This is a genomic window from Arthrobacter psychrochitiniphilus, from assembly GCF_003185915.1.
In the GTDB taxonomy this organism is placed as follows: Bacteria; Actinomycetota; Actinomycetes; order Actinomycetales; family Micrococcaceae; genus Specibacter; species Specibacter psychrochitiniphilus.
Window position 1 is genome coordinate 253176 of the sequence record NZ_QHLZ01000004.1, and the last position, 23723, is coordinate 276898.

The 23723-nt window shown below is 59.0% G+C and carries 26 protein-coding genes and 3 tRNA genes; 21 read left to right on the forward strand and 8 right to left on the reverse strand.

Annotation, left to right across the window (positions count from 1 at the left end):
- Positions 1-119 precede the first annotated feature (119 nt).
- Complete coding sequence (locus tag CVS29_RS08355; RefSeq protein WP_245932123.1) at positions 120-527, reverse strand: metallopeptidase family protein; 408 nt, start codon at positions 525-527, stop codon at positions 120-122.
- 209 nt (positions 528-736) lie between these two features.
- Here CVS29_RS08355 and CVS29_RS08360 point away from each other — a divergent pair.
- The 10 genes from CVS29_RS08360 (at position 737) to CVS29_RS08405 (ending at position 4843) form a co-directional block, all read left to right on the forward strand.
- Positions 737-809: transfer RNA gene (locus CVS29_RS08360), tRNA-Glu, on the forward strand.
- Positions 810-908: 99 nt separating this feature from the next.
- Positions 909-982: transfer RNA gene (locus CVS29_RS08365), tRNA-Asp, on the forward strand.
- A gap of 57 nt (positions 983-1039) precedes the next feature.
- Positions 1040-1115 (forward strand) — tRNA-Phe (locus tag CVS29_RS08370).
- Between the two features lie 243 nt (positions 1116-1358).
- Positions 1359-1862 (forward strand): hypothetical protein, encoded by a 504-nt coding sequence (locus tag CVS29_RS08375; RefSeq protein WP_110105862.1) that lies wholly within the window; start codon positions 1359-1361, stop codon positions 1860-1862.
- 118 nt (positions 1863-1980) lie between these two features.
- The gene (locus CVS29_RS08380) at positions 1981-2529 is read left to right on the forward strand and encodes an Asp23/Gls24 family envelope stress response protein (RefSeq protein WP_110105863.1); all 549 of its coding nucleotides are present in this window, start codon (positions 1981-1983) and stop codon (positions 2527-2529) included.
- Complete coding sequence (locus tag CVS29_RS08385; RefSeq protein ID WP_110105864.1) at positions 2526-2717, forward strand: hypothetical protein; 192 nt, start codon at positions 2526-2528, stop codon at positions 2715-2717. The genes CVS29_RS08380 and CVS29_RS08385 overlap by 4 nt, the downstream gene beginning before the upstream one ends.
- A 155-nt stretch (positions 2718-2872) precedes the next feature.
- Positions 2873-3244, forward strand: a complete 372-nt coding sequence (locus tag CVS29_RS08390) for a hypothetical protein (RefSeq protein WP_110105957.1) — start codon at positions 2873-2875, stop codon at positions 3242-3244.
- A complete protein-coding gene (locus CVS29_RS08395) occupies positions 3241-3840 on the forward strand; it encodes a DUF6286 domain-containing protein (protein ID WP_110105865.1) in 600 nt (199 codons plus the stop codon). The genes CVS29_RS08390 and CVS29_RS08395 overlap by 4 nt, the downstream gene beginning before the upstream one ends.
- Positions 3837-4457, forward strand: coding sequence for a hypothetical protein (locus CVS29_RS08400; RefSeq protein WP_110105866.1), 621 nt, complete (start codon positions 3837-3839; stop codon positions 4455-4457). The genes CVS29_RS08395 and CVS29_RS08400 overlap by 4 nt, the downstream gene beginning before the upstream one ends.
- A 68-nt stretch (positions 4458-4525) precedes the next feature.
- Positions 4526-4843, forward strand: a complete 318-nt coding sequence (locus tag CVS29_RS08405) for a hypothetical protein (protein ID WP_211315106.1) — start codon at positions 4526-4528, stop codon at positions 4841-4843.
- Between the two features lie 159 nt (positions 4844-5002).
- Here CVS29_RS08405 and CVS29_RS08410 read toward each other — a convergent pair whose 3' ends face one another.
- Positions 5003-6742: a glycoside hydrolase family 13 protein gene (locus tag CVS29_RS08410; protein ID WP_110105868.1), complete on the reverse strand. Its 1740-nt coding sequence runs from the start codon at positions 6740-6742 to the stop codon at positions 5003-5005.
- A gap of 146 nt (positions 6743-6888) precedes the next feature.
- On the opposite strand from CVS29_RS08410, the gene CVS29_RS08415 reads away from it, so the two are divergent.
- The 5 genes from CVS29_RS08415 (at position 6889) to CVS29_RS08435 (ending at position 11528) form a co-directional block, all read left to right on the forward strand.
- Entirely contained in the window at positions 6889-8178 is a 1290-nt protein-coding gene (locus CVS29_RS08415; RefSeq protein ID WP_110105869.1) for an ABC transporter substrate-binding protein, read from the forward strand.
- Between the two features lie 93 nt (positions 8179-8271).
- Positions 8272-9312 carry a carbohydrate ABC transporter permease gene (locus tag CVS29_RS08420; RefSeq protein ID WP_110105870.1) on the forward strand — a complete coding sequence of 347 codons (1041 nt, stop codon included), beginning with the start codon at positions 8272-8274 and terminating at the stop codon, positions 9310-9312.
- Positions 9309-10199: a carbohydrate ABC transporter permease gene (locus tag CVS29_RS08425; RefSeq protein WP_110105871.1), complete on the forward strand. Its 891-nt coding sequence runs from the start codon at positions 9309-9311 to the stop codon at positions 10197-10199. Before CVS29_RS08420 ends, CVS29_RS08425 begins: the two co-directional genes overlap by 4 nt.
- Before the next feature lie 51 nt (positions 10200-10250).
- Positions 10251-10472, forward strand: coding sequence for a hypothetical protein (locus CVS29_RS18830; RefSeq protein WP_110105958.1), 222 nt, complete (start codon positions 10251-10253; stop codon positions 10470-10472).
- Between the two features lie 42 nt (positions 10473-10514).
- Positions 10515-11528: a LacI family DNA-binding transcriptional regulator gene (locus CVS29_RS08435; protein ID WP_110105872.1), complete on the forward strand. Its 1014-nt coding sequence runs from the start codon at positions 10515-10517 to the stop codon at positions 11526-11528.
- Between the two features lie 28 nt (positions 11529-11556).
- On the opposite strand, the gene CVS29_RS08440 is transcribed toward CVS29_RS08435, so the two are convergent.
- Positions 11557-12399, reverse strand: a complete 843-nt coding sequence (locus CVS29_RS08440; RefSeq protein WP_110105873.1) for a DUF8083 family protein — start codon at positions 12397-12399, stop codon at positions 11557-11559.
- Between the two features lie 3 nt (positions 12400-12402).
- On the reverse strand, positions 12403-13206 hold the full coding sequence (locus tag CVS29_RS08445; protein ID WP_110105874.1) for an exodeoxyribonuclease III: 804 nt from the start codon (positions 13204-13206) through the stop codon (positions 12403-12405).
- Positions 13207-13774: 568 nt separating this feature from the next.
- Here CVS29_RS08445 and CVS29_RS08450 point away from each other — a divergent pair.
- From CVS29_RS08450 to CVS29_RS08460, 3 genes are all read left to right on the forward strand, one after another.
- On the forward strand, positions 13775-15079 hold the full coding sequence (locus CVS29_RS08450; protein ID WP_110105959.1) for a quaternary amine ABC transporter ATP-binding protein: 1305 nt from the start codon (positions 13775-13777) through the stop codon (positions 15077-15079).
- Positions 15079-15933, forward strand: a complete 855-nt coding sequence (locus tag CVS29_RS08455) for an ABC transporter permease (protein ID WP_110105875.1) — start codon at positions 15079-15081, stop codon at positions 15931-15933. The genes CVS29_RS08450 and CVS29_RS08455 overlap by 1 nt, the downstream gene beginning before the upstream one ends.
- A gap of 73 nt (positions 15934-16006) precedes the next feature.
- Positions 16007-16900 (forward strand): glycine betaine ABC transporter substrate-binding protein, encoded by an 894-nt coding sequence (locus CVS29_RS08460; RefSeq protein ID WP_110105876.1) that lies wholly within the window; start codon positions 16007-16009, stop codon positions 16898-16900.
- A 172-nt stretch (positions 16901-17072) separates the two neighbouring features.
- On the opposite strand, the gene CVS29_RS08465 is transcribed toward CVS29_RS08460, so the two are convergent.
- Positions 17073-18821, reverse strand: coding sequence for an AMP-binding protein (locus tag CVS29_RS08465; protein ID WP_110105877.1), 1749 nt, complete (start codon positions 18819-18821; stop codon positions 17073-17075).
- 94 nt (positions 18822-18915) lie between these two features.
- Positions 18916-19737, reverse strand: a complete 822-nt coding sequence (gene nadE / locus CVS29_RS08470) for an ammonia-dependent NAD(+) synthetase (RefSeq protein WP_110105878.1) — start codon at positions 19735-19737, stop codon at positions 18916-18918.
- A gap of 62 nt (positions 19738-19799) precedes the next feature.
- Here nadE and pyrE point away from each other — a divergent pair, with 62 nt between their 5' ends.
- Positions 19800-20366 (forward strand): orotate phosphoribosyltransferase, encoded by a 567-nt coding sequence (gene pyrE / locus CVS29_RS08475; protein ID WP_110105879.1) that lies wholly within the window; start codon positions 19800-19802, stop codon positions 20364-20366.
- 213 nt (positions 20367-20579) lie between these two features.
- A complete protein-coding gene (locus CVS29_RS08480; RefSeq protein WP_110105880.1) occupies positions 20580-21206 on the forward strand; it encodes a thymidine kinase in 627 nt (208 codons plus the stop codon).
- An 18-nt stretch (positions 21207-21224) separates the two neighbouring features.
- On the opposite strand, the gene CVS29_RS08485 is transcribed toward CVS29_RS08480, so the two are convergent.
- Positions 21225-21743, reverse strand: a complete 519-nt coding sequence (locus tag CVS29_RS08485) for a GNAT family N-acetyltransferase (RefSeq protein WP_245932124.1) — start codon at positions 21741-21743, stop codon at positions 21225-21227.
- 263 nt (positions 21744-22006) lie between these two features.
- On the opposite strand from CVS29_RS08485, the gene CVS29_RS08490 reads away from it, so the two are divergent.
- Positions 22007-22795, forward strand: coding sequence for a hypothetical protein (locus CVS29_RS08490; protein WP_110105882.1), 789 nt, complete (start codon positions 22007-22009; stop codon positions 22793-22795).
- Between the two features lie 15 nt (positions 22796-22810).
- Here CVS29_RS08490 and CVS29_RS08495 read toward each other — a convergent pair whose 3' ends face one another.
- On the reverse strand, positions 22811-23605 hold the full coding sequence (locus CVS29_RS08495; RefSeq protein ID WP_110105883.1) for an HAD-IIA family hydrolase: 795 nt from the start codon (positions 23603-23605) through the stop codon (positions 22811-22813).
- Positions 23606-23723 lie beyond the last annotated feature (118 nt).

The following is a 23723-nucleotide window of genomic DNA, read 5'->3' on the forward strand; positions in this document are numbered from 1 at the left end:
GGCCACAGGCCGGAGACAGGTGGCTCTCGGCGAATTTACACAGCTAAGCCGACCCTACGGGTCTTAGGAATGCTTGGCAACACAGGAAACAACAGCACCATGAACAACAATAGTGTCATTTAGCCCCAGCCAAGCTCGTGCAAGCGCGCGTCGCTAATGCCGAAGTGGTGGGCGATCTCATGGACCACCGTTACCGTGACCTCATGGATCACTTCTTCGCGGCTGTGGCAGATCTCTAAAATGGGCGCACGGAAGATGGTGATTCGATCAGGGAGGGAACCGGCCTCCCACCAGGAATCCCGTTCCGTCAGCGGCGTCCCCTCATACAAGCCCAGCAACACGGTATCCGGGTGTTCTCCGGTGGCAGGCTCGTAGTCATCGGCAATGAAGATGGCCACATTGTCCATTTCGGCGCTGATATTTGCCGGAATCGCGGCGATGGCAGCCTGCACAGCAGCGTCAAATTCCTGTTCATCCATAGTGAAAGGCAGGAAGGAGGGAATGCCGGCAAGGGGATTGTGATGCATGCCTCAAGCGTAGCGGTGAAACCCCGGCATCATGCGGATACAGTGCCCTCTAGAGTCACTGTCGGGGAGCTGTGGCCAACGTTTTCAGCCCCCGGTGGGCGGTTGTCGCATGTCCGTTTTGTGTTCTGAGCAAATAGGCCCTATAGTTTTTGGAGTCCACTTCGAACCGAAGCGCTGGGAACAACGCAGAGGCTACGAAGCTGACTTAGGCCCCCATCGTCTAGCGGCCTAGGACACCGCCCTTTCACGGCGGCGGCACGGGTTCGAATCCCGTTGGGGGTACTTGCGAGCAAGTGGTAAATCAGTAAGAAATTTGCTGGTACGCTATAACTCGTGAAAATCACACAAACGTGTGACGGTAACAAAATGCAGTAAACGTATGGCCCTGTAGCGCAGTTGGTTAGCGCGCCGCCCTGTCACGGCGGAGGTCGCGGGTTCGAGTCCCGTCAGGGTCGCTTTGGTTTTCTTGACTAGTGCAAGAAGATCTGGTGACGAGATTTTCAGATCACCAAGGCTCTGTAGCTCAGTTGGTAGAGCGTTCGACTGAAAATCGAAAGGTCACCGGATCGACGCCGGTCGGAGCCACCACTAAGAACCCCCGCTAATCCGGGGGTTCTTCGCTTTAACACATAACTCGCCGCGCCTATTTGAACGTTTCGGGGGGAGCGGCCAAAACGTTTCGCGCCCGTTTGAACCATAGCGAAAAACTCAAAGTGGGGCGAAAGTTCACTCCACCGACTCCTTTCCCGGTTGTGTGCCAGAATGACCACCAAGGGGTAGCGGCTGCCTGTTCAGCCGAGACAACAAGTGCGGCTTACAAAAGGGGTCTTCATGCGAGCAGCAAGAACTTTCCGGAAAATATTCCTGCTAGTAGCGGTCCTGCTCACAGCCTCGGTAACCGCTACTGCGTGCTCGGTAATTCCAGACCTTGGCGGCCTCTCCGGGAACTCAGGAAGCAGCCAGGAGAGCACGCAGGCACAAGCGCCCCGCGGCGAAGGCCAGCAGGAACTTGACCCCGGTGAAGTGGTGCCTGATGTGAGCGGGATGCTCGGCAACGCAGAGGCCTGTGTCAGTGTCAGCGCCGTGGTGATCACCGGTAGCACGCTGGCCTTCATAGCGAGGCTCGATCCGAGCGGAGAAGGCGCTAAGAGCATGGCGAATCAAGTCACTGAGTCCATGAAAAAGGTTCCGGCTGAAATAAAGGGAGATCTGGAAAACCTTTTGTCGGTGATCAATGACTCTGCAATTAATGGAAATACTTTCAATGACAAAAAATTCGAACAGGCCATGAAACCCATCAGTATGTGGGTTGAGAAAAACTGCACAAACCCATAAAAGGGTTAGGTGTCGGGACGATTTACGTTCTTCACGGCATACTCTGGCACGTAGCGGCGTTGCCCCTCAACTTTTCGGTGCATAGGCTTACCGTAAGGGAAACAGAAAGGGCTCATTCATGGACTCGCAAAACCAGGCTTCGCCAGAAGTCACGCCCGGCACCGGGATTGGTGCCGGTACCGGCCCCACAATAGTGGCCGGAGAAGGACGCACAGTCATCTCAGAGACGGCAGTGGCCAAGGTGGTTGGCATTGCTGCCCGCAATGTTGCAGGAGTCCACGCACTGGGATCAGGTACCTCACGGTCCATAGGGGCCATTCGTGAAGTGGTGGGCGGCGCAGACCTTACCCAGGGTGTGCGGGTTGAAGTTGGTGAGTCCCAGGTGGCTGTCGATCTGATTCTGCTGGCGGAATACGGCTATCCCTTGCAAACACTTGCCAACTCAGTCCGTGCGGCCGTCTACACGGCAGTAGAGGAACTGGTGGGCCGGGACGTTATTGAAGTGAACATTGAAATCACTGATGTGTTTATCCCGCCAGCAGATTCGGAAAAGCCTGCAGCACGGACCCGTCTGACGGACCGTTTGGGGAACCCCAAGGTGAGCGGAACGGTTGCTCCTACAGCAGCGCAAGGCATCGATTTAACGGAAACCGGAGAGCAGAAATGAATCTTAGCGTGGTGTGTGCGGCGTTTGGTGCGTTTTTGGCCTTTATGGCCTTCGCTTTCGGTTTCTGGGGCTTGTTGATCAGCGCCATTTTCATCGTGGTGGGAGCATTCGTGGGCCGAGCTGCCAGCGGAAAGCTTGATTGGCGCGGTGCCCTCGATGCGCTCACAGGCCGCCGTTCGTCGTCGTGAGTCAGAAGCAAACATCCGGCGCGCCCGGACCCGCCGGCGGACAAGGCCCTACTCCTGCCCCAGGAAACGCCCAGGGACTCGGCAAAGTGCCCAATAATCCTGTCCTGGCCAAGACCCCGGAGCAGTTGGACCCAGAGCAGTTGTCCCCAGAGCAGTTGACCCCGGAGCAGTTGACTCCGCGTGAGCTGGCCGGGCACAACCGCATCAGCACTCAGGCACTGACCTCCGTGGCGAAGGTGGCTGCCGCCCGTGTGCTGGCCGTCCCGGCGGCACAGGTGCGAGTGGGGTGGAATGATGAAGGCGGCCTTTTAGCCTTGTCCATTTCCTCGGTCATCAGTGCGCCACCGCTTAGCGCTGTGAGCCGGGACGCGGCCCGTTTCCTGCCTGAGGGCAGTATTATTGCCCGAGCAACGGCAGCCAAAGCCAGGATTCAGTCCCAGGTTGAGTACCTGAGCGGCTCGCGTCTGAGCCGTGTGGATGTACGAATCTCGGGGCTCCTGATGCGCGAGGACGGGAGAGTTTCATGAGGGAACCGGTACAAGAGCGAGCCGCGGGCTTCGCGCGGCACATTCTGCGCAGGGAGACCCATTCGCCGCGGTCCGCGGCCTCCTTTATCGCAGCGATTCTGGTGGCCGCGATAGCCCTCTATTGCATGCTGGAGACGGTACTTTCGGGGTTGGGTCAACCCACCTGGTTCATCAGTCCTGGCAGGGCGATGCAGTGGGTGGCAGATCTGCCCGGCGATGCCCCGCGGTTGTTGCTTGGAGCAGCTGGCTTGTTGTTGGCCCTTGTTGGCCTGATTTTCTTTTGCCATGGGGTGCTGCCCGGGCGGCGTGCCCGCCACGTGCTTAGGCATCCGCGGGTTGCCATTGTGGTGGACGATGAAGTGGTGGCTTCCGCCTTGGCCAAAACCGCGCGGATGAGCGCCGGGGTCACCCGTGAACAGGTCATGGTGGTTGTCTCCGCCCGCCAGGTTCAGGTGATTGTGCGTCCCACCTCAGGAATTCCCTTAATGGAGGAGCGCATTCAGGCTGCCGTGGAAGCCCGGCTAAATGCCATGTCCTTGGATCCCGTACCCTCGGTGAGCGTGAAACTGGCCGAAAGTGGAGTGGTGGGCGTATGAACGGCACACCGAGAGCGCTCAATAGGATCATACTGACGCTGATTGGCCTGCTCCTGATCATTGCCGGGGCGGGTGTGCTCACCTTGGCCGCTGTCCCTGCAGCGGCCAGCTGGTGGCAGGACTATGCTCAGAGGCAGCTGGACTGGCTGCTCGGCGTAGAGGATCACACCAGGCTGCTGCTGACCTCGCAAAGCTGGATTTGGCTGGCGGTTGCTGCGGTCTTCTTGATAGTGGTGATTGGGATGGTCACGTGGATTGGCAACCAGGGCAAGGGCCGTGCCAGTACGTTGCTGGACTATCAGGGAAACCCGGACGACGACGGAGCCGCCGGAGCGGTGAGGCTCAGTTGCGCTGTGGCTGAGCAGGCGCTCAAAAGTGCCCTGCAAGAACGCACCGATCTGGTGGGCGTCACAGTGGCAAGTTATGACTTCCGCAAACAGACGGCCATAAAGATCCGCGTCTTACCCCGCCAAGGTGTTTCCCCTCATGTAGTGGCCAGTGATATTACAGATCTTGTGGCCGCCTTGGATAAGTTGCTGGGTTTTGAAGTCCCCATACTTCTCAGTATTGGCAGCGGGGCAAGGTCACGCTTCACCAAAGCCGAACGAGTCCGCTAGTCTCTGTTCAGCATTACCCTCCAGTATTTTTGCTGGGGGATCCGCAGCAAAGGATGAAGGACGGGACCATGACTGAGAACAAGGCAGGCAAGCACGTAGCTGACGCCGTTGAAAACGTGAAGGACCTTGCCGGTGACGCAGCTGACTTTGCCGGCGTCGCAGCGGAGAAGGCCAAAGACGTAGCAGCCGATGCCGTTGACAAGGCGAAGGACTTCGCTGGCGATGCTGGCGAGAACATCAAAGAATTCGCTGGCGATGCTGGTGAAAATATTAAGGACTTTGCTGAGGATGCCGGCGAGAATATCAAGGAGTTCGCTGAGGATGCCGTAGGGCATGCCAAGGGCCTGGGCGCCAAGATAGCTGGCATCTTCAAACACGACAAGTAGCTCGGCCGCTCCCTCGCCCCGGTTCAACCCAAGGCGAAAGAGTTAGTGCAAACAAGTTAGTGCAAAAAGGTTAGGGCGGCGGCCGGTTTTACCCCGCCGCCCTCACCCTTATCAGCCCTGGCCCGTCCGTCCAGAATTGCTCCGGCTGGAGAACTCCTGTTAGCTCTCCAGCCACACGGCGGAGTTCGGGGACAGCGCTCCGTTGAGCACAGCACTGGCCGAACTGGCCAGCAGCACGGACGCCCCGGCTGGCAGCGTGATAGGGACCTCGCCGACGTTGGCCACGACGCTGATGCCCCCGTTGGTATACGCCACAACACCCACGCCCGGATCATGCGCGGCGGCCCAGAGGTGTGTTCCCACACCCAAGGCATGCTGTTTTCGCAGTGCCAGCGCGGAACGATAAAGCTCAAAAGTGGACTCGGCAACAGCAACTTGAACATCAGCTGCATAACGGGCAAAGGATTCGGGCTGCGGTAGCCACGGCTCTGCCACCGAAATGTTCGCCACCGACGTGCGCGTCCCGTCAGCCAGCGCCCCGGAACTGAAACCGAATCCGGGCCTGCTGGCATGCCATGGCAGGGGAACTCGGCAGCCATCCCTGCCGCGCTCAGTCCCGTTGGTCCGGAAGAAGGCTGGATCCTGGCGAACGGAGGCCGGCAAGGCAGTGTGTTCTGGAAGGCCCAGTTCTTCGCCCTGATAAATATATGCTGACCCCGGCAACGCCATCATCAGCAAGGTCGCTGCACGGGCACGGGCCAGCCCCAATTCCTCGTTGGGCTGCTCATCCTCGGCGCTGATCCCCTTGGGGAATGTGGTGGGATCACTCAGGCCGAACCGTGAAGGGTGGCGGACCGTGTCATGATTCGAGAGCACCCAGGTTGCCGGTGCGCCAACAGTGGCATTGGCTGCCAAGGAATTTTCGACCGCGGTCGCGATCCGCCCGGCATCCCAGCCCGCGAGCAGGAACTCAAAGTTGAAGGCCTGCTGCATCTCATCCTCACGTACATACAATGCCAGCCTCTCCGGCTGCTCAACCCAGGCTTCGGCAACCAACATGCGCTCACCGGTGTACTCCTTGAGCACACGGTTCCAGCTGCGGTAAATCTCATGTACACCGTCCTGGTCGAAGAACGGTGACGGCGGATTCATGGCTGAACTATGCTCGGCGGGATCCTGCGTGTTTTCCTCACCCGCAACCATGGCCGCCTGCCCATCCCAATCCGGCAGCCCCGGGGCTTTCACCATTCCATGCGCCACATCCACACGGAACCCGTCCACGCCACGGTCAAGCCAGAACCGCAAAACAGATTCCATTTCGGTGTGCACCTGCGGGTTGTCCCAATTCAGGTCAGGCTGTTTGGTGTCAAAAAGGTGCAGATACCACTGCCCCGGCACGCCGTTGTCCATGATGCGGGTCCAGGCCGGGCCACCAAAAATTGACTGCCAGTTGTTGGGAGGAACGTTTCCATCCTTGCCCAGCCCGTCCCGGAACAAGTAGCGGTTGCGGGCCGGTGAACCTTCCGGGGATTCTAGCGCATCCTGGAACCACACGTGCTCATCCGAGGTGTGGTTGGGGACCAAATCCACAATAACCCGCAAATTCAAGCCATGGGCCTTGGCAAGCATGGCGTCGAAGTCGGCTAAATCGCCAAACCGCGGGTCCACCTGGCGATAGTCGGCCACATCATATCCGGCGTCCGCCTGCGGTGAAAGGTAAAACGGGGAGAGCCAAATCGCATCGATTCCCAACCCAGCCAGATACTCCAATTTTCCGGAAATTCCGGGTAGATCGCCCATGCCGTCATTGTTTCCATCGGCAAAGGAACGCGGGTAGATCTGATAAATAACGGCGCTTGACCACCACGGCGTAGTAGCGGTTGCCTGAAAAACAGTCATGAGTTCTCCTTCGGTGACGAATTGCTAACAAATAATGTAAGCGCTTGCACTATCGCATTACATCCTACTAGTGTGATTCAGACCACTCAAACCCGGCCCCCTGGGGGTGTGCCAGGAACTCATCATTTGACACCAGGAGAATTGCGATGCCAAAGAAAATTTCCAGAATGCTGCTGCCGGTGGCCACCGCCGCAACATTTGCCCTTCTGCTTTCAGCCTGCAGTGGCGGGAGCGGAGGCGGTGGAGGCGGCGGCGGTGGAGCTGCCACTGAAAACCTTGACGGTCGCGGACCCATCACATACGTGCAGGGCAAGGACAATTCGGACGTGGTGCGCCCCCTCATTGAGAAGTGGAATGCGGCGCATCCGGATGAAAAGGTCACGTTCAAGGAACAGTCAGATAACGCAGACCAGCAGCATGATGATCTGGTGAAAAACTTTCAGGCAAAGAACGTCGATTACGATGTGGCCAGTGTTGATGTCATCTGGACCGCCGAATTTGCAGCCCAAGGCTGGTTGCAGCCGCTGAAGGACACCATGGCCGTCTCTACTGAAGGCATGCTGCCCGCCACGGTGAAGACCGGAACGTACCGGGATGTGTTGTACACACTGCCCCAGACTTCTGATGGCGGCATGCTCTACTACCGCAAGGATCTGGTTCCTACCCCGCCCAAGACTTGGGATGAAATGATGTCCATGTGCCCCATTGCCAAGGAGAAGGGCATTGACTGCTACGCCGGCCAGTTCGCGCAGTATGAAGGCCTGACGGTCAACGTCGCGGAAGCCATCAACAGCCAGGGCGGGACCATAGTTGGCAGTGACGGCAAAGCAACGGTGAACTCGGCCGAGGCCAAAGCCGGCCTGGGGAATCTCGTTGAAGCCTACAAGAGCGGCAATATTCCCAAGCAGGCACTGACTTATCAGGAAGAGCAAGGCCGGCAGTCGTTTGAGGACGGCAAGCTGATGTTCCTGCGGAACTGGCCGTATGTGTACAACCTGGCCAAAACCGATGGCTCCTCAACCGTGAAAGATACATTTGGGATTGCCCCGCTGCCCGGCAAGGATGGGCCCGGTGCCTCAACCCTTGGGGGTCACAACCTAGGCGTCAGTGTCTACTCGAAGAACAAGGCTACGGCCAAGGACTTTCTGGCATTCATGACCAGTGAGGAGACACAGAAGTTCTACTCCACTCAAGGATCTCTTGCGCCGGTGCTTGAATCCCTCTACACGGACCCCACGCTGGTGGAAAAGCTGCCGTACCTGCCCGTGCTCCTGACCTCCATCCAGAACGCTGTCCCGCGCCCGGTGACCCCGTTCTATCCTGCCGTCACACAGGCCATTCAGCAGAACAGCTTCGCGGCCCTGCAAGGCACCAAGACCGTGGACCAGGCTTTGACTGACATGGAAGCAGCTATCAACACCACTGTGTCGAAGTAGTGCAGCGCGGCCCGGCAGAGATCAGCCCTGCCGGGCCGCCGCCCTCCTTGCCCGCGGGCGGTAATTTCATCAAGCACGAAGAAAGGAGCGGCCATGTCGGCACAAGCAGGCCCTGACGCCAAACACGGCAGCGCAAACTCCGCCCGCGGAGGCAACAAAGGAATTAAAGAGGTGGGGGCTGACCGCAAGGAAAAGACCCAGGGACGCTCGGCAACGCTGCTGATTGTGCCCACCATGGTTGTTCTTGCCGTTGTGATTTTGTACCCGGTGATCAACGCCATCATCATGTCATTGGAACATGATCAGGGGCTCGATCCTGTCACGGGAACATTCGTGGCCGGAGGCTTTGCAGGATTATCAAACTACGCCCACTGGCTGTTCCAACAATGCACTGACCCCAGCGGTGCCACCGTCAGCTGTCCGCCAGGCACGCTGGGAGCCCAGTTCTGGGGGGCCACCGGGGTGACCTTCTTCTTTACCGTGGTGACGGTCTTCTTTGAAACCATTCTCGGTTTCTGGATGGCACTGATCATGGCCAGGGCATTTAGGGGACGCAGCGTCCTCCGCGCAGCTGTTCTAGTTCCCTGGGCAATCCCCACTGCCGTGACAGCTAAACTCTGGTTCTTCATCTTCGCCTTTGATGGCATTGTCAACACAGTCTTGAACACCTCCATCTTGTGGACCGGTAGTGAGGGCCCGGCACGGGCGGCCATTATTATTGCCGATGTCTGGAAGACCACGCCGTTCATGGCCCTGCTCATTTTGGCGGGGCTGCAAATGATCCCGGCAGACATCTACGAAGCGGCAAAGGTTGACGGTGCCTCCACGTGGCAGCGCTTCAAACTCATCACCTTGCCACTGGTGAAGCCCGCCTTGATGGTGGCAATCCTGTTCCGTGTCCTTGATGCGCTGCGTATGTACGATCTTCCGGCCATCATGACAGGCGGTGCCAACGGCACCACCACGCTTTCCATCTTGGTGGTCAATCAGATCCGGATCGGGTTCAACTCGGCGGCAGCCCTGTCCACCATCACCTTCTTGATCATCTTCATCGTGGCCTTCATCTTTGTGCGGTTCTTGGGAGCCAACGCCGTTGAATCCGCTAGCGGCGGGGCAAAGGGGAAAATCAAATGAGCACATTGACGCAAACCTCAACAGAACACGCGGCGGCCGCTAAGAATGTTGCGCTGAGGCGCAACCGCTGGGCCAGTTCGCGGACTTACATCAGCGCGGCCATCATTGTGATCTGGTGCCTGCTGCCGTTCTACTGGATGGTTGTCACGGCATTCCGCGATGTTGGCTACACCTTTGACCCAACCCCTTTCTTCACCCACGTCACGTTGGATAACTTCGCCACGGCCTTCTCCTCGGAAATGGGTAACCATTTGGACCGGGCGTTGTTGAACTCCCTGTTCATTTCAGGGGTCACCACCGTGGTGGCACTGCTTTTCGGCATATTTGCCGCCTATGCGCTGGCCAGGCTGAACTTCCGTGGGAAGTTTCTGGTGCTGGGACTCATTCTGGGAGCCTCCATGTTCCCTGGTGTGGCCATTGTTACCCCGCTGTTTCAGCTTTTTACCAACATCAACTGGGTAGGCACCTACCAGGCAATGATCATTCCCAATATCTCCTTTGTGCTTCCCCTGACGGTTTACACCCTGACCTCATTCTTCCGTGAGATGCCGTGGGAGTTGGAAGAAGCAGCCCGCATTGACGGGTGCACGGCCGGGCAGGCCTTCCGCAAGGTGATTATGCCGCTGGCAGCACCTGCCGTATTCACAACAGCTATTTTGGCTTTCATTGCCGCCTGGAATGAGTACCTGATTGCCAGCATCCTCTCCAACGATGCAACGCAGACGGTAACGGTAGCTATTGCCAGTTTTGCCGGTTCTCAGCCGCATCAGGAACCCTATACGGCCGTCATGGCCGCCGGAACAGTGGTCACGATCCCACTGGTGGTGCTGGTGTTGATCTTCCAGCGCAAGATCGTTTCCGGACTCACCGCTGGGGCGGTGAAGTAGGCCGTGGCGCGCAACCAGCGCAAGCATGATGCCGGGACCAATGCCTTACACATCCCAACCAGTAAGCAGAAGAGCGCCGAGGATTTTGACATCATCATTGGGTTTCTCGGCTTTTGGGCCCTCGTGCTTTTCTCCGTCACCGTGTGGTTGGAGGTGACAGGGAAGCCCGCCCTGATTTGGGCGCTAGGATTGCTGCTGGTTTGCCTGGCGCTGTGGGGAATGCTCCGATTGCGCAGGAAGCTGCCTCAGAGGCGTGGGAGGCGACCCCGCTAGCTTCACAACGGCCAGCATGCAGTGTGAGAGGAAGGGCCTGAAATGAGCGTCAGCATTGAGGACGTCGCCAAACGCGCGGAAGTTTCCACAGCCACCGTCTCACGTGCGCTCCGCGGCCTGCCCAAGGTCAGCCCCGCCACACGGGAGAGAGTTCTGGCAGTGGCGGCCGAGCTTGGCTATGTGCCGTCGCCTTCAGCGACGGGGCTAGCCACCGGCCGGACCAAGACCGTCGGAGTGTTGATGCCCTTTGTTGACCGCTGGTATTTTGGGCACGCGCTAGAAGGTGTCGATCAAGAACTGCGCAGCAGAGGTTACAACCTGTTGCTCTTGAGCCTAGGTGGATACTTGCACGGCAATAAGCGCCGCTTCACCGAACAAATGGTGCGCAAACAAATAGACGGCCTTGTGGTGCTGTGCATGGGCTTGTCCCAGAGCGAGCTGGAAGAGTTAGCGAAAACACAAATGCCGGTGGTAGCGGTCGGCGGGCCGATCGAGGGCTGTGTTGGCGTCCACATTGACGATTTTGCCGCAGCAACAGCGGCCACCACTCATCTTATTGATTTGGGTCACCGCAAAATCGCCCACTTGCGCGGTGGCGTCAAGGATGAGATCAACTTTGTAGTACCGGGTCTGCGAGCTGAGGGATTCGCCGCAACAATGCGCAGCGCAGGGTTGGAATTACGTCCGGAATTCAGTGTTGCGGGAGACTTCACGGCAGCTCAGGGGGCCGCCGCCGCGGGCCGGATTTTCGATCTCCCAGGAGAAAAACCAACAGCAGTTTTCTGTGGGTCGGATGAAATGGCGCTGGGGCTCATGTTTGAGGCGCGGCGGCGCGGCATCCGTATTCCGGAAGACCTCTCTGTTGTGGGCATCGACAACCATGACTTCTCGGTGCTGGCCGGGCTCACCACCATCGCTCAGGATCCGGTGGAGCATGGGCGGCAGGCAGCGGCAATTTTGTTGGATGCGGTAGAGGGTAAGCCGGAGGCCATCACACAAAAATACATGCCCTTCCAGCTCCTGAAACGTGAATCAACTGCCCGCCTACCAAGCTGAGCGGACTCGTTAGCTCAATGAGGGCTGCTCAGTTGGCCCTTGCCAGCTGCCGCACCGGCATCCAACGGTTCGCCAGCCGGCGGTAGGCTGCAGCAGCACCGCCAATATCGCCGTCGGCCAGGCATTGCAGTCCCATGTTCACATCGGCGGGGGAATCATCCGGGTGTACCCGCTGGGCCACCGGACCGTAGTCCAACTCCACGGCTCCACCCTCATGGAAGCCGCTGAGCCACTGTCGCAGATCTGCAAGTTCCTCAAAAAGGTCAAGCTCAGGGGCCATGGTTGCCAGCATGCGCAGTGTTCTTTCCACTCTGCCCAAGGCAATGGAAAGGGGAACCTGAATCCGCACTGTCAGTACCAGGCCGTTGGACTCCACCACTTCCATGCGGTCATTGGCATAGACCAGGGTGAACCAGCTAAGCGGGATTCCCCAGGTCGAATTACGGGTCTGCACAGGAAGCTCAAGATGCTCGGTTGCGGAGGCGTGTTCTAGTTGCCGAGTCCACTCCTCCTGCCGAAGGATCATGGCCGCCAGTGGTTCCATGCTTCCCGAGAAGAGCTCGGCGGCACTGGCTAGTGACCGGGCAACGAGCTGGTTGGGGGCGTACAGCAGCGGCATTCCGTCAGCCATACTGAGCACGCGCACCCGCTCTCCCTCCGGCGTCGGCAGCGGATTGGGGCTGCCCCGGCTCACACGCCCCAACGAATCCGCCAACTCCCCGGCATCAACACTGGTCCCATTTTGCCCCGGGACGTGTAATCCCTGCACAAAGGCGAATTCTGTGGCCGTATATGCCTCGCGGGGCAAGTAAACGCGCAGTGTGGAGATGAAGGGGAGTTGCACCCCGCCCAGATACAGCCCGCTACTCAACGCTCAGCCCAATTCCACAATGACGGGGGCATGGTCCGAGGCACCCTTACCCTTGCGTTCTTCCCTATCAATCTCGGCGCCAGTTACGCGCGCCGCCAGGGCTGGGGAGGCCAGGACAAAGTCAATCCGCATGCCTTCCTTCTTGGGGAAGCGCAACTGGGTGTAGTCCCAGTACGTGTAGACGCCGGGGCCCGGGTGCAGGGGGCGGACCACATCGGTAAACCCGCCCGCTTCAAACGCCGAGAAAGCTGCCCGCTCAGGTTCGCTGACGTGAGTGAGGCCTTGGGTTCGGAAAAGCTCGATGTCCCAAACGTCCTCGTCTTGCGGGGCAATGTTGAAGTCTCCCATGAGGGCGATCTGGGCGTTGGGGTCTTCGGCGAGCCAGCCCGTGGCCTGGTTCTTGAGCGTTTCGAGCCACTGCAGCTTGTACGGCATGTGCTCGTCATCCAGGGCACGGCCATTGGGAACGTAGAGGCTCCAGATACGTACGCCATTGCAGGTGGCGGCAATGGCGCGTGCTTCCTGGACGGGATCCTTGCCGCCCTTGCCAAATTCTGGCTGGCCGGAGAAGGTCCGTTCCACATCCGTGAGCCCAACGCGGGAGGCGATGGCCACTCCGTTCCACTGGCTGAAGCCAAAGTGAGCCACTTCGTAGCCGTTGTTTTCAAAGAGCTCCCACGGGAAGTTCTCGTCTTTGCATTTGGTTTCTTGAATAGCCAGCACATCGGCGTCGGTACGGCGCAGCCAGTCCTCGACACGGTCGGCACGGGCACGCAGGGAGTTCACATTCCAGGTAGCAATCTTCACTCCTCCAAGCTATCAAGTTAAGTAGGGCCGGGGCGCTGGACATTCCCGCCCCGCGGGCGAGAATTGTGAGCAGAGACACTGCCGTGGGTGCGATTATGTTGCCTAGAGTTACAAAGCTGTAACGCTTGCCTCGCCCCGCGGATGCGGCGTGGGGAGCGCTGGAAAGTACCGGGATGGTGGTCTAACGCGCGGAAATTATGCCCGTAGCGAAAGTGTCTTTGTTAGCGTGGAGGCGAACCAGTAGACCGACAAGCCTGCGGGCAACTGCCACAATCCGCCCACGGTGATGACGAATCATCACCCCGGAGCGTGGCAGCCAGACACAGGCCGTCGAACTGGCGGTAGGGATAGCCTCCCGACTCTTGACCCTTGTGGCAAGACCGTCTTTCCTTGGAGCCCCGGCCGGGGCGTCCGGGGGAGCGAAGAGTTTGACGCGTAACAACGCCTGCAGCACGAGATCACCAATCGCGCTTGTTTAGATCACCCGCTCAAGCGGGCCCTAAACCTGCGTGTAGATGGATACTACGTGTACCAATCCACAGAAAAACTGACACCAGAGCAGGACTTGATGCCCGCAGCTGGGCACGAACCGGCCCAGCATGATGTTGCCCTGAAAGTAAGCAATGTTTATAAAGTTTTCGGAAAACGCCCCGCCGAAGTAATCAAGCGTCTTCGAGGGGGAAAGAAGCGTGCGGAGCTGACTGCGCTGGGAACAGCCGCCGTCATCGACGCTTCCTTTGAGGTAAAAAAGGGTGAGATCTTTGTGGTCATGGGCCTCTCCGGCTCCGGAAAGTCCACACTCATCCGTACCCTCAACGGGCTGTGGGCACCCACGGAGGGGTCCGTGGTGGTGGGCGGCACTGATATTTCAAAGATCAGTGAGAAGGAATTGCGCCGAGTTCGCCAGCAGAAGATCTCCATGGTGTTCCAGCACTTCGCTTTGATGCCGCACCGAACTGTTATGGAAAACGCCGCTTATGCTCTTGAAGTCCAGGGTGTGGCGAAGATTGAACGCCGGGCCCGTGCCGAAAAAATCCTCGCTTTAGTAGGTCTTGAAGGCTGGGGTGAAAAGTACCCCAGCGAACTCTCCGGTGGCATGCAGCAACGTGTTGGTCTGGCACGTGCCCTCTGCGCCGAGACTGACATTCTGCTCATGGATGAGGCGTTCTCCGCGCTTGACCCGCTGATCCGCCGCGAAATGCAAGAACAGCTGGTGCTGCTCCAATCCGAGTTGGAAAAGACCATCATCTTTATCACCCACGATCTCAACGAAGCCATGTTCTTAGGTGACCGGATCGCCGTCATGCGTGACGGGGAGATTGTCCAAATCGGCACCCCGGATGAGATCCTCACGAGCCCGGCCAATGATTACGTGGCCCAGTTTGTGCAGGATGTTGACAGGACCCGTGTGCTCACCGCCGGGGGTGTCATGGAGCCGCCACTGGCAGTGGTCAACTTATCCGGTGGGCCCCGCAATGCCTTGCGAACCATGCGTGATTTGCAGGTCTCGGCCGCCTTCGTGGTGGACCGCCGCCGTAATTATCTAGGCACCGTCCGGGACCGTGACGTGATGAAGCAGGTGGAGGCGCACAGTTCCGATCTGGGCGCCGTTGTCCGCAACAGCATTGAAGCGGTCAGCCCGGACACGGCGCTCAATGACCTCTTTGGTCGCGCCGTGGAGAGCCCCATCCCGCTTCCTGTGGTGGACGACGCCGGACGGTTGGTGGGTGCCTTGCCGCGAGTGACGCTGTTGGCTGCCTTGGGCAATGTGCCCTCCACTACGAGTGAATTCCCCATAGTGGATGTAGCTGTTGCTCCGCTGCCGGAACAAGTTGTCACCGACGCGCTGGCCAAGACTGAAGGAGACGCATAGTGGAACCGAAATTTAGGATCCCGCTGGGCGACTGGGTGGAAGTGGGCCTTGACTGGCTGACAGGCACCTTCGACGTTGTCTTTGACGCGATTCGCAGTATTTTTGTTGGCGCCTACGACGGCCTTGATTGGCTGCTGACGGCACCTCCCTTCTGGGCGATCATCATAATCTTTGCCGCGATTGCTTGGTGGGCGAGTGGCTGGAAGTTGGGTGTGGGCACAGCCATCAGCTTCGCCCTCATCGTTGGTGTGAACCAATGGGAGAACGCCATGGATACGTTGGCGTTGGTAACCATTGCCACCGTTGTTGCCGTGGTGATCAGTGTCCCGCTGGGCATTTGGGCGGCAAGCTCGGACAGGGCCTCCTCCATCATCCGTCCCGTACTGGACTTCATGCAGACCATGCCCGCCATGGTGTACCTGATCCCTGCCTTGGTCATGTTCCGGGTGGGCGTGGTGCCGGGCATCATCGCCACCATCATTTTCGCCATGGCTCCGGGTGTCCGTTTCACGGAGCTGGGCATCCGTGGCGTGGACAAGGAAGTAGTGGAGGCTGGGTACGCCTTCGGATCCAGCCCGTCACGGATCTTGCGCCAAATCCAGCTGCCCCTGGCCCGGCCCACCATTATGGCCGGCATCAATCAGGTCATCATGCTCTCGTTGTCCATGGTGGTCATTGCCGGCATGGTCGGCGCCGGTGGTCTGGGTGGGGACATCGTCGCCGCCTTGAATCGCATTGACGCAGGGTTGGGCTTCGAGGCGGGCATTGCCGTGGTCATTCTGGCAATCTTCCTGGACCGGGTGACGGCCAGCTTCGGTAAAAGCTCTTCGAGCGGACGTAGCAAGGAAGCGTAAAGCTTCCACACAACAAGTTTTGAACCAATCGGGTAGCCACTCTTGGAAGGGCTGCCAATGAAAGGAAAGAATCATGAAGAAGAAATTTCTAGGAACACTCGCCATTGCGGCAACACTGGCACTGGGTCTGTCCTCCTGTGGATCCGGCTCGGATGAAGTAGCCACGGTTGACAACGGTGACAAGCAGGATCTTAAGATTGTCGTGTTCAACGGCTGGGACGAAGGCGTAGCCGCATCCCAGCTGTGGAAGTCGATCCTCACCGAGAAGGGTTACAACGTCACGTTAGAAAATGCTGATGCGGCACCCGTTTACTCGGGTCTTTCCGCTGGTGACTATGACGTTGTGCTGGATACTTGGCTGCCCGTCACGCACAAGACTTACATCGAAGAGTACGGCGAGAAGATGGAAGACTTGGGTGCCTGGTACGACGATGCCAAGCTCACGATCGCCGTCAACGAGGACGCCCCCATTGACTCCCTCGAGGACTTGGCGGCCAATGCGGACAAGTTCGGCAACAAGATCATCGGCATTGAGCCCGGTGCGGGCCTGACGGAAGCAACCAGCAATGAGGTCATCCCCGGCTATGGGCTGGAGAAGATGGACTACATCACTTCATCCACCCCGGCCATGCTCTCCGAACTGAAGACCGCAACCACCAAGGGCGAGAACATTGTTCTCACCCTGTGGCGCCCGCACTGGGCCTACGACGCATTCCCTGTCAAGGACCTCAAGGATCCCAAGGGTACCCTCGGCGCGGCTGAAGGCATTCACAGCTTCTCACGCCTGGACTTCGACAAGGACTACCCCAAGCTCGATGGCTGGTTGAAGGACTTCAAGATGGACTCCGACACGCTGTCATCGCTGGAGAACGCCATGTTCAACGGTGTCGACACCGATGATTACACTGCGATCGTGGAGAAGTGGATCGGTGAAAACCAGGACTACGTTGACTCCCTGACCAAGTAGTCTCCCGCCCATTGGGATAGCCTCCCCGTCCCATCTGGACGCTATCCCACCAATGGTGTGATTTTTGGGAACGCTATCTCACTCAGTGCGATAGCGTTCCCGATTTTCCCGCCAAAGGTGGGATAGCGTCTCTTGCGGGTACGGGGGGGTTGTGCGGTGTGGGGTGGGGAAATTAGCTGAAGTCTGACTCCAAATATTCCCTTGCCAGCCCGTCCAGTGTTGGCTGCGTGCCGGCGCCGTGGCGGGATTCCTCGTTCGCCCGCAGTTCCACCCGCCGGATCTTGCCGGAGATGGTCTTGGGCAGCTCCGAAAATTCCAGCCGACGGATGCGCTTGTACGCTGGCAGGTGCTCGCGGCAGTACGCGAAAATCTCCCGCGCCGTATCCTCACCCGGCTGATAAGCCGCTGTCAGTACAACATAGGCCTTGGGCACGTTCAGGCGTAGCGCGTCAGGGGAGGGCACCACGGCGGCCTCCGCCACGGCCGGATGTTCCAGCAGAACGCTCTCCAGCTCGAAGGGTGAGAGGCGGTAGTCGGAAGATTTGAACACGTCATCGCTTCGCCCCACATAGGTCAAGATGCCGTTCTCATCCCGACTGGCCACGTCCCCGGTGTGGTAATAACCGCCACGGAAGGCTTCGGCCGTTTTCTCCGGGTCGCCGTAGTAACCCTTGGTGAGCCCCACAGGGGCCGGGTTCAAGCGCAAGCACAGTTCGCCGTCGTCCGTTTCTTCTCCTGTGAAAAGGTCCAGCAGGACTACGTCATAACCGGGCAACGGGCGGCCCATGGAACCAATTTTCACCGGCTGTCCGGGCGTGTTGGCAACCTGCACCGTGGTCTCGGTCTGGCCAAAGCCGTCACGGATCAGTTGACCCCAAGCCCGCTCAACCTGACCGATCACCTCGGCATTTAGCGGCTCGCCGGCTGAGACCACCTTGGTGGGCGGGTTTTTCAGAAGCGTGAGATCGGCCTGGATCAGCATCCGCCAGACGGTGGGCGGAGCACAAAAACTGGTGACGTGTTCCTTGTCCATTTGCGCCATGAGGGCGGCGGCATCAAAGCGTGAATAGTTGTAAATGAACACGCAGGCTTCGGCGATCCACGGGGTGAACACATTGGACCAGGCGTGCTTGGCCCAGCCCGGCGAGGCCACATTCAGGTGGACATCGCCTGGCTCCAGCCCGATCCAAAACATGGTGGACAGGTGTCCCACGGGGTAGGAGGTATGCGTATGCTCCACCAATTTTGCCTTGGACGTGGTGCCCGAGGTGAAGTACAGCAGCATGGTGTCATTGGCCAGCGTGGGCGCGTCCGGAGTGAAGGTTTCCTCTTCGGTGATGGAGGCCGCGTAATTGAGAACCGGGCGCCCTGCGCCAGCCATTGCGTGAGCACCAGTGTTGGCTGCGCCGCCTTCTAACCCAATCCCCACCAAGGTGTAATCACCTGGAACCTCGGCGAACTTCGCGGCGTCCTCCTCCCGCGCACCCACCCAGCGGGCCGCACCGCGCGCCACCCGGTCACGCAGATCCGCGGGGCCCATCATGGTGGTGGTCGGGATCATGACCACACCCAATTTGATGCAGGCCAGCATCAGCTCCCAAAGTTCAACCTGGTTTCCCAGCATGATGATCATGTGGTCCCCGCGTTTGATGCCCCGCCCACGGAGCCAGTTGGCCACCTGGTTGGAGCGGAGCGAGAGGTCCTTGAAGCTACGCCGCGTAGATGTGCCGTCCTGCTCAACAATGACCAGTGCCGGATTTTTTCCGGTGAGCGGGTCTGCGGCAATCTTGTCGATCCAGTCCAAGGCAAAGTTGAACTCGCTAAACTGGGGCCATTGAAATTCTCGTTGTGCCCGGGCATTATCCAGACGCATGTCCAGAAGCTTATTGCGGGCCGCTCGGAATTCCTCTGTGACGTTCATGGTGTCCACCTTTCGGCGCAGTTGCCGCTCTTGGTTACCTTGAATATACGCCGAGGAATTTAGGTCCAAGCCCTGTACGGGTATTCGCCCGCGGCTAGCGCCACCACGTATCGAGCAGTGACACCGGGGTAGTGCGCTTGTGCCGGCTCTGGAGGAAACGGCGCTCAATGCCCTCGGCGGCGGCTTCGCTGACTTCTTTGCCTTCCAGATAGTCATCAATATCGTCGTAAGTGATGCCCAGTTCATCTTCATCGGTGCGTCCGGGGACGCCGTCGAGAAGATCAGCGGTGGGAACCTTGGCCCACAGCTGCTCCGGTGCGCCGAGTTCTTGCAAAAGGGCACGGTTTTGGCGTTTGTTCAGGGTGTAGAGGGGCAGAATATCTGCACCGCCGTCCCCAAATTTTGTGAAGAATCCGGTGACGGATTCGGCGGCGTGATCGGTGCCGATGACCAGAAGGTTTTCCTCCCCGGCCAGCGCGTATTGGGCGATCATACGGGAGCGGGCCTTGACGTTGCCCTTGTTGAAATCAGAAATTCCGCGGCCGGCGGTCTTAGCGAATTCCGCCTCAAAGCCGTCCACGGCAGGAGCAACATTGAACGTCCACTCCGTCTGGGCGTTGATGAACTTCATGGCCGCCTGGGCGTCATCTTCATCGTGTTGAACGCCGTAGGGCAGGCGGACTGCAATGAAGTTGGCCTCCACGCCTTCTGCGGCCAGTTCTTCCACGGCCAGCTGTGCAAGCCGTCCGGCAAGCGTGGAGTCGAGGCCGCCGCTGATGCCCAAAACATAGCCGCGGGTTCCTGTTGCTTTGAGATAGTCCTTGAGGAATTGCACCCGCCGCGTGATTTCCGCAGCAGGGTCAATAGCCGGCTGGACGCCGAGTTCAGCAATGATCTGTCCCTGTAATTCGCGCATGAGACTAGCGTATCCTGCACGTGTTTCGACGGTGTCCCGTGCGCCCAATTAGAATGGATCCCATGACCTCAACTCTTGCCGCTGACCGCGCCCGCCTGCTCGAACTCGTTAAGGAACTCGCCGTTGTCCACGGCAAGGTGATCCTCTCCTCCGGCAAGGAGGCCGATTACTACATTGATCTGCGCCGCATTACCCTCCATCACGAGGCTTCCCGACTCGCCGGGCGTGTCATGCTGGCCATGTTGGACGACGCCGGCATTGACTTTGAGACCGCCGGCGGCTTGACCATGGGCGCAGACCCCGTCGGCACGGCACTGATGCATGCAGCCGGAGATGCCGGCCGTGCCATCGATGCGTTTGTGGTCCGTAAGGCGCAGAAGTCCTACGGCATGGGCCGCCAGGTTGAAGGCCCCAGCGTTGACGGACGCAAGGTAGTGGTGCTGGAAGATACCTCCACCACCGGCGGATCCGCACTGGCCGCTGTTGAAGGCGTGCGCAAGGCCGGCGGCAACATCCAGGCCGTCGCCGTCATCGTGGACCGCGATACCGGAGCCAAAGAGCGTATCGAAGCAGAAGCCAACGTCCCGTACCTGTTCATCTTCGGCAAGGATGAGCTCGGCCTCTCGTAGTCCCCACACCCTCCCACTGCTCGCGGGCTCGCAGCGGGTCCCTCGGGCGCGTGGGCCCATCCACACCCTCCCACTGCTCGCGGGCTCGCAGCGGGTCCCTCGGGCGCGTGGGCCCATCCACGCCCTCCCACTGATCGCAGGCTCGCAGCGGGTCCCTCGGGCGCGTGGGCCCATCCACACCCTCCCACTGCCTAACGATTTGGAAGGCTTGTTTTGTCGAAGTTGTATTTCCGTCACGGCGCCATGAATTCAGGCAAGTCCACCGGCTTGCTGCAGGCCGCGTTCAACTATGAAGAACGCGGCCAGCGGGTTCTGTTGGCCAAGCCCGGCGTGGACACGAAGGGTGAGAGCGCAATAGTCTCGCGCCTGGGGGTGAGCCGTGACGTTGACTTCGTCATCCCGCCTGGCACCGACGCGCGGGAACTGTTCGCCAGCCACATGCGCGGTGACGATCCCGATGCGCTGCTCAAACACATGGACATGGCACCTGTCGCGTGCCTGTTGGTGGATGAGGCCCAGTTCCTTGACCCTGCCCAAGTGGATGACCTTTTCCGGATCGCCGTCCTGGACGGAGTCCCCGTGCTGGCCTACGGGCTGCGCACCGACTTCCGCACCAAGGCTTTCCCCGGCGCGGCGCGGCTGCTGGAAATTGCACACTCTCTAGAAGAGCTCAAAACCATCTGCCGCTGTGGCCGGAAAGCCATGTTCAACACCCGCCGCGTGGGCGAAGATGTAGTGTTCGACGGCGACCAGGTCGCCATCGAGGGTGCCGAGGTTTGGTACGAATCGCTGTGCGGCAACTGCTATCTGGAACTCTCCGGCGGGCAGCTGGGCCGTTAGAGAACTGGGCTGCTAGGCCTAGTCCAGGATCTTTTGGAAGAGCTCGTGGTCTTGCCAGCGTCCGGCAATTTTCAGGTACTTCGGCGCCATCCCGAAACGGGTGAAGCCGTTCTTCGCTAGAACACGTTGCGAACCGGCATTGTGAAGCAAGGCTTCAGCCTGTAAGCGGTGCAAGCCGAGGCTATTTCTGGCATGTTCGACGGCGTCTGCCACGGCTGCCGTGGCTAGGCCGGCACCGTTTTCGGTACGGGACACCCAATAGCCCAGACTCGCAGACTGGAGAGAGCCACGGACGATTCCGTTGATGTTCAAGAAACCGGCCAGCTGCCCTCCCTGATTCAGAATGAGTAACGGCACCCGGGTACCAGCTGCATGGGCTTCCAAGGCAGCCTCTGCCAGAGCTCGTTGTTTGGTCTCGGTGTGGAAATCTTTATCACGGAGCGGTTCCCACGGAGCTAAGAATTCCCGGTTTTCACTGCACAGTGCGGTCAGCTCCGGAACATCGCTGAGCTGCAACAATCTTGTTACGCGGTCCACGCTGGCCTCCCCTACTTGAAGTGCTTGGCCGTTTGCGACGTCTAAAACTAACGGCCCTACCAAGGGTAGTGCTGCGGAGCCCCGATCTAGATTTGAGAGCCCGGTGAGAGAGTGTTTGTTGCCCGGCTGTCCTGCAGGCTTTTTGCAGATGAATAGTGGGTACCATCTGGGGTGAGTTCTCCCCATCGCGGAAATTTGATCCGGCCAATAGGCTCCTGGGAGGGCTGCAGTGCGCCCGGTTGGTTCAAATGAAAGAGTCTCACATGTCAGAGCAGCCTCCGTGGCCGGACTATCCCGCTCACGTCCCAGACCCCAACACGGGCCAGCAGTATCCGCAGTACGCACCCCGGCAACAGCATGCCCAGCCCTACTATGGGACGCCGCATTTCATACAGCCGGCACCCAAGAAGAAGCCAGCACTGCCTTGGATTCTGGCCGGTGGCGGGGTGCTCGCGCTGGCTGGCGTAATTGGCGCGGTGGTGCTGGTTTCCACTTTGCTAGGTGGCGGGGTCAAAGCGAACATGGTGGCGGCACCTGTAACGGGAGCCTCATTCCAATACCCAGAGGGCTGGCTCCGCACCGATGAAAACAAGACTGTCATCAATAGTGACGGGAGCCAGCCGGAGGAACGCTTCAGCGCCATTAACAAAGTCAAGGATGCCACAGCACTAATGGTCTACGAGGGCGGCGCCCGGCCTGAAGCCGCCGTCACCCCAGAGAAAATCCATACTGCGATCGATCAAGGACTGGCGGGACAGCTTGCTGCATCCCCAGACGAGTTACTCTATTACCGCAGCACGGCGGGCTTTGGCTGCCTAGATGATTTCGGGTACACCAACGAGCCAGCCATTGTGGAGCGGGACGGCATGTATGGATACAGCTACGGTTACACCTGCCACAGTTACCAAGGCAATGTCACCGGAGAATACTTCGTTGCCTACGATTCCACGGGAGTCAGCCACCGCATGACGGTTGAAGCCAAATCCTCTGAATGGGCCAGCAGCAAACGTTTGCTACAGTCCATCACCGCATCACTGCACCCTGCTGCCTAAGAGACAGGAACAGAATTAAACGTGGGGGATTAGATCAGCTACCGAATTCATGGTTTGATCCGGACGGAACGGGTAGGCATCGATGTCTTCGGGTTGAGTGATTCCGCTGAACACCAGTACCGTGTGCAGTCCTGCTTCCATCCCCGCAATGATGTCGGTATCCATCCGGTCACCAATCATGGCGGTCGTCTCGGAATGCGCCTGAATCCGGTTCATGGCTGAACGGAACATCATGGGATTCGGCTTACCCACAATATAAGGTTCACGGCCGGTGGCCTTGGTGATCAGTGCTGCCACGGCGCCGGTGGCCGGCATGGGGCCCTCTTTGGAGGGGCCGGTAGCATCCGGGTTGGTGCAGATGAAACGGGCACCGTCACCAATGAGCCGGATCGCCTGGGTGATGGCTTCGAAGGAGTAGGTGCGGGTTTCACCGAGCACCACGTAGTCAGGTTTCTGGTCGGTGAGGATAAAACCAGCCTCATGCAATGCCGTGGTCAACCCGGCTTCACCAATCACAAAGGCGCGCCCATGCGGCATTTGAGATTTCAAAAATTGGGCCGTGGCCAGCGCAGATGTCCACAGGTTTTCCTCGGGGATATCCAGTCCTGACGCTTTCAGCCGGGCTGCAAGATCGCGCGGGGTGAAGATGGAGTTGTTTGTTAGCACCAAGAAGCGTTTGGAGGTATCCACCCAGCGCTGAATCAACTCAGCGGCACCGGGTACAGCCTTGTTCTCGTGGACTAAAACGCCGTCCATGTCGGTAAGCCAGCATTCAATATCGGCAGGCTGGCGTGAAGATTGCTGTGTCATGAGGCTCCTTGGGCGTGGATTTAGGATTCCAGTCTTGCAGAGAATGGCCCCGTTGCATTGATGCCGGGCACATGTGCGTAAAGTTGAACGGTGAGTAAAACCGGTGAAACCCCAGCCC

Bases quoted from the DNA above. Each gene is read 5' to 3' on its own strand.
- CVS29_RS08355 (WP_245932123.1), bottom strand. From the start codon at position 527: ATGCATCACAATCCCCTTGCCGGCATTCCCTCCTTCCTGCCTTTCACT.
- CVS29_RS08375 (WP_110105862.1), top strand. From the start codon at position 1,359: ATGCGAGCAGCAAGAACTTTCCGGAAAATATTCCTGCTAGTAGCGGTC.
- CVS29_RS08380 (WP_110105863.1), top strand. From the start codon at position 1,981: ATGGACTCGCAAAACCAGGCTTCGCCAGAAGTCACGCCCGGCACCGGG.
- CVS29_RS08385 (WP_110105864.1), top strand. From the start codon at position 2,526: ATGAATCTTAGCGTGGTGTGTGCGGCGTTTGGTGCGTTTTTGGCCTTT.
- CVS29_RS08395 (WP_110105865.1), top strand. From the start codon at position 3,241: ATGAGGGAACCGGTACAAGAGCGAGCCGCGGGCTTCGCGCGGCACATT.
- CVS29_RS08400 (WP_110105866.1), top strand. From the start codon at position 3,837: ATGAACGGCACACCGAGAGCGCTCAATAGGATCATACTGACGCTGATT.
- CVS29_RS08405 (WP_211315106.1), top strand. From the start codon at position 4,526: ATGACTGAGAACAAGGCAGGCAAGCACGTAGCTGACGCCGTTGAAAAC.
- CVS29_RS08410 (WP_110105868.1), bottom strand. From the start codon at position 6,742: ATGACTGTTTTTCAGGCAACCGCTACTACGCCGTGGTGGTCAAGCGCC.
- CVS29_RS08415 (WP_110105869.1), top strand. From the start codon at position 6,889: ATGCCAAAGAAAATTTCCAGAATGCTGCTGCCGGTGGCCACCGCCGCA.
- CVS29_RS08420 (WP_110105870.1), top strand. From the start codon at position 8,272: ATGTCGGCACAAGCAGGCCCTGACGCCAAACACGGCAGCGCAAACTCC.
- CVS29_RS08425 (WP_110105871.1), top strand. From the start codon at position 9,309: ATGAGCACATTGACGCAAACCTCAACAGAACACGCGGCGGCCGCTAAG.
- CVS29_RS08435 (WP_110105872.1), top strand. From the start codon at position 10,515: ATGAGCGTCAGCATTGAGGACGTCGCCAAACGCGCGGAAGTTTCCACA.
- CVS29_RS08450 (WP_110105959.1), top strand. From the start codon at position 13,775: ATGCCCGCAGCTGGGCACGAACCGGCCCAGCATGATGTTGCCCTGAAA.
- CVS29_RS08460 (WP_110105876.1), top strand. From the start codon at position 16,007: ATGAAGAAGAAATTTCTAGGAACACTCGCCATTGCGGCAACACTGGCA.
- CVS29_RS08465 (WP_110105877.1), bottom strand. From the start codon at position 18,821: ATGAACGTCACAGAGGAATTCCGAGCGGCCCGCAATAAGCTTCTGGAC.
- nadE (WP_110105878.1), bottom strand. From the start codon at position 19,737: ATGCGCGAATTACAGGGACAGATCATTGCTGAACTCGGCGTCCAGCCG.
- pyrE (WP_110105879.1), top strand. From the start codon at position 19,800: ATGACCTCAACTCTTGCCGCTGACCGCGCCCGCCTGCTCGAACTCGTT.
- CVS29_RS08490 (WP_110105882.1), top strand. From the start codon at position 22,007: ATGTCAGAGCAGCCTCCGTGGCCGGACTATCCCGCTCACGTCCCAGAC.
- CVS29_RS08495 (WP_110105883.1), bottom strand. From the start codon at position 23,605: ATGACACAGCAATCTTCACGCCAGCCTGCCGATATTGAATGCTGGCTT.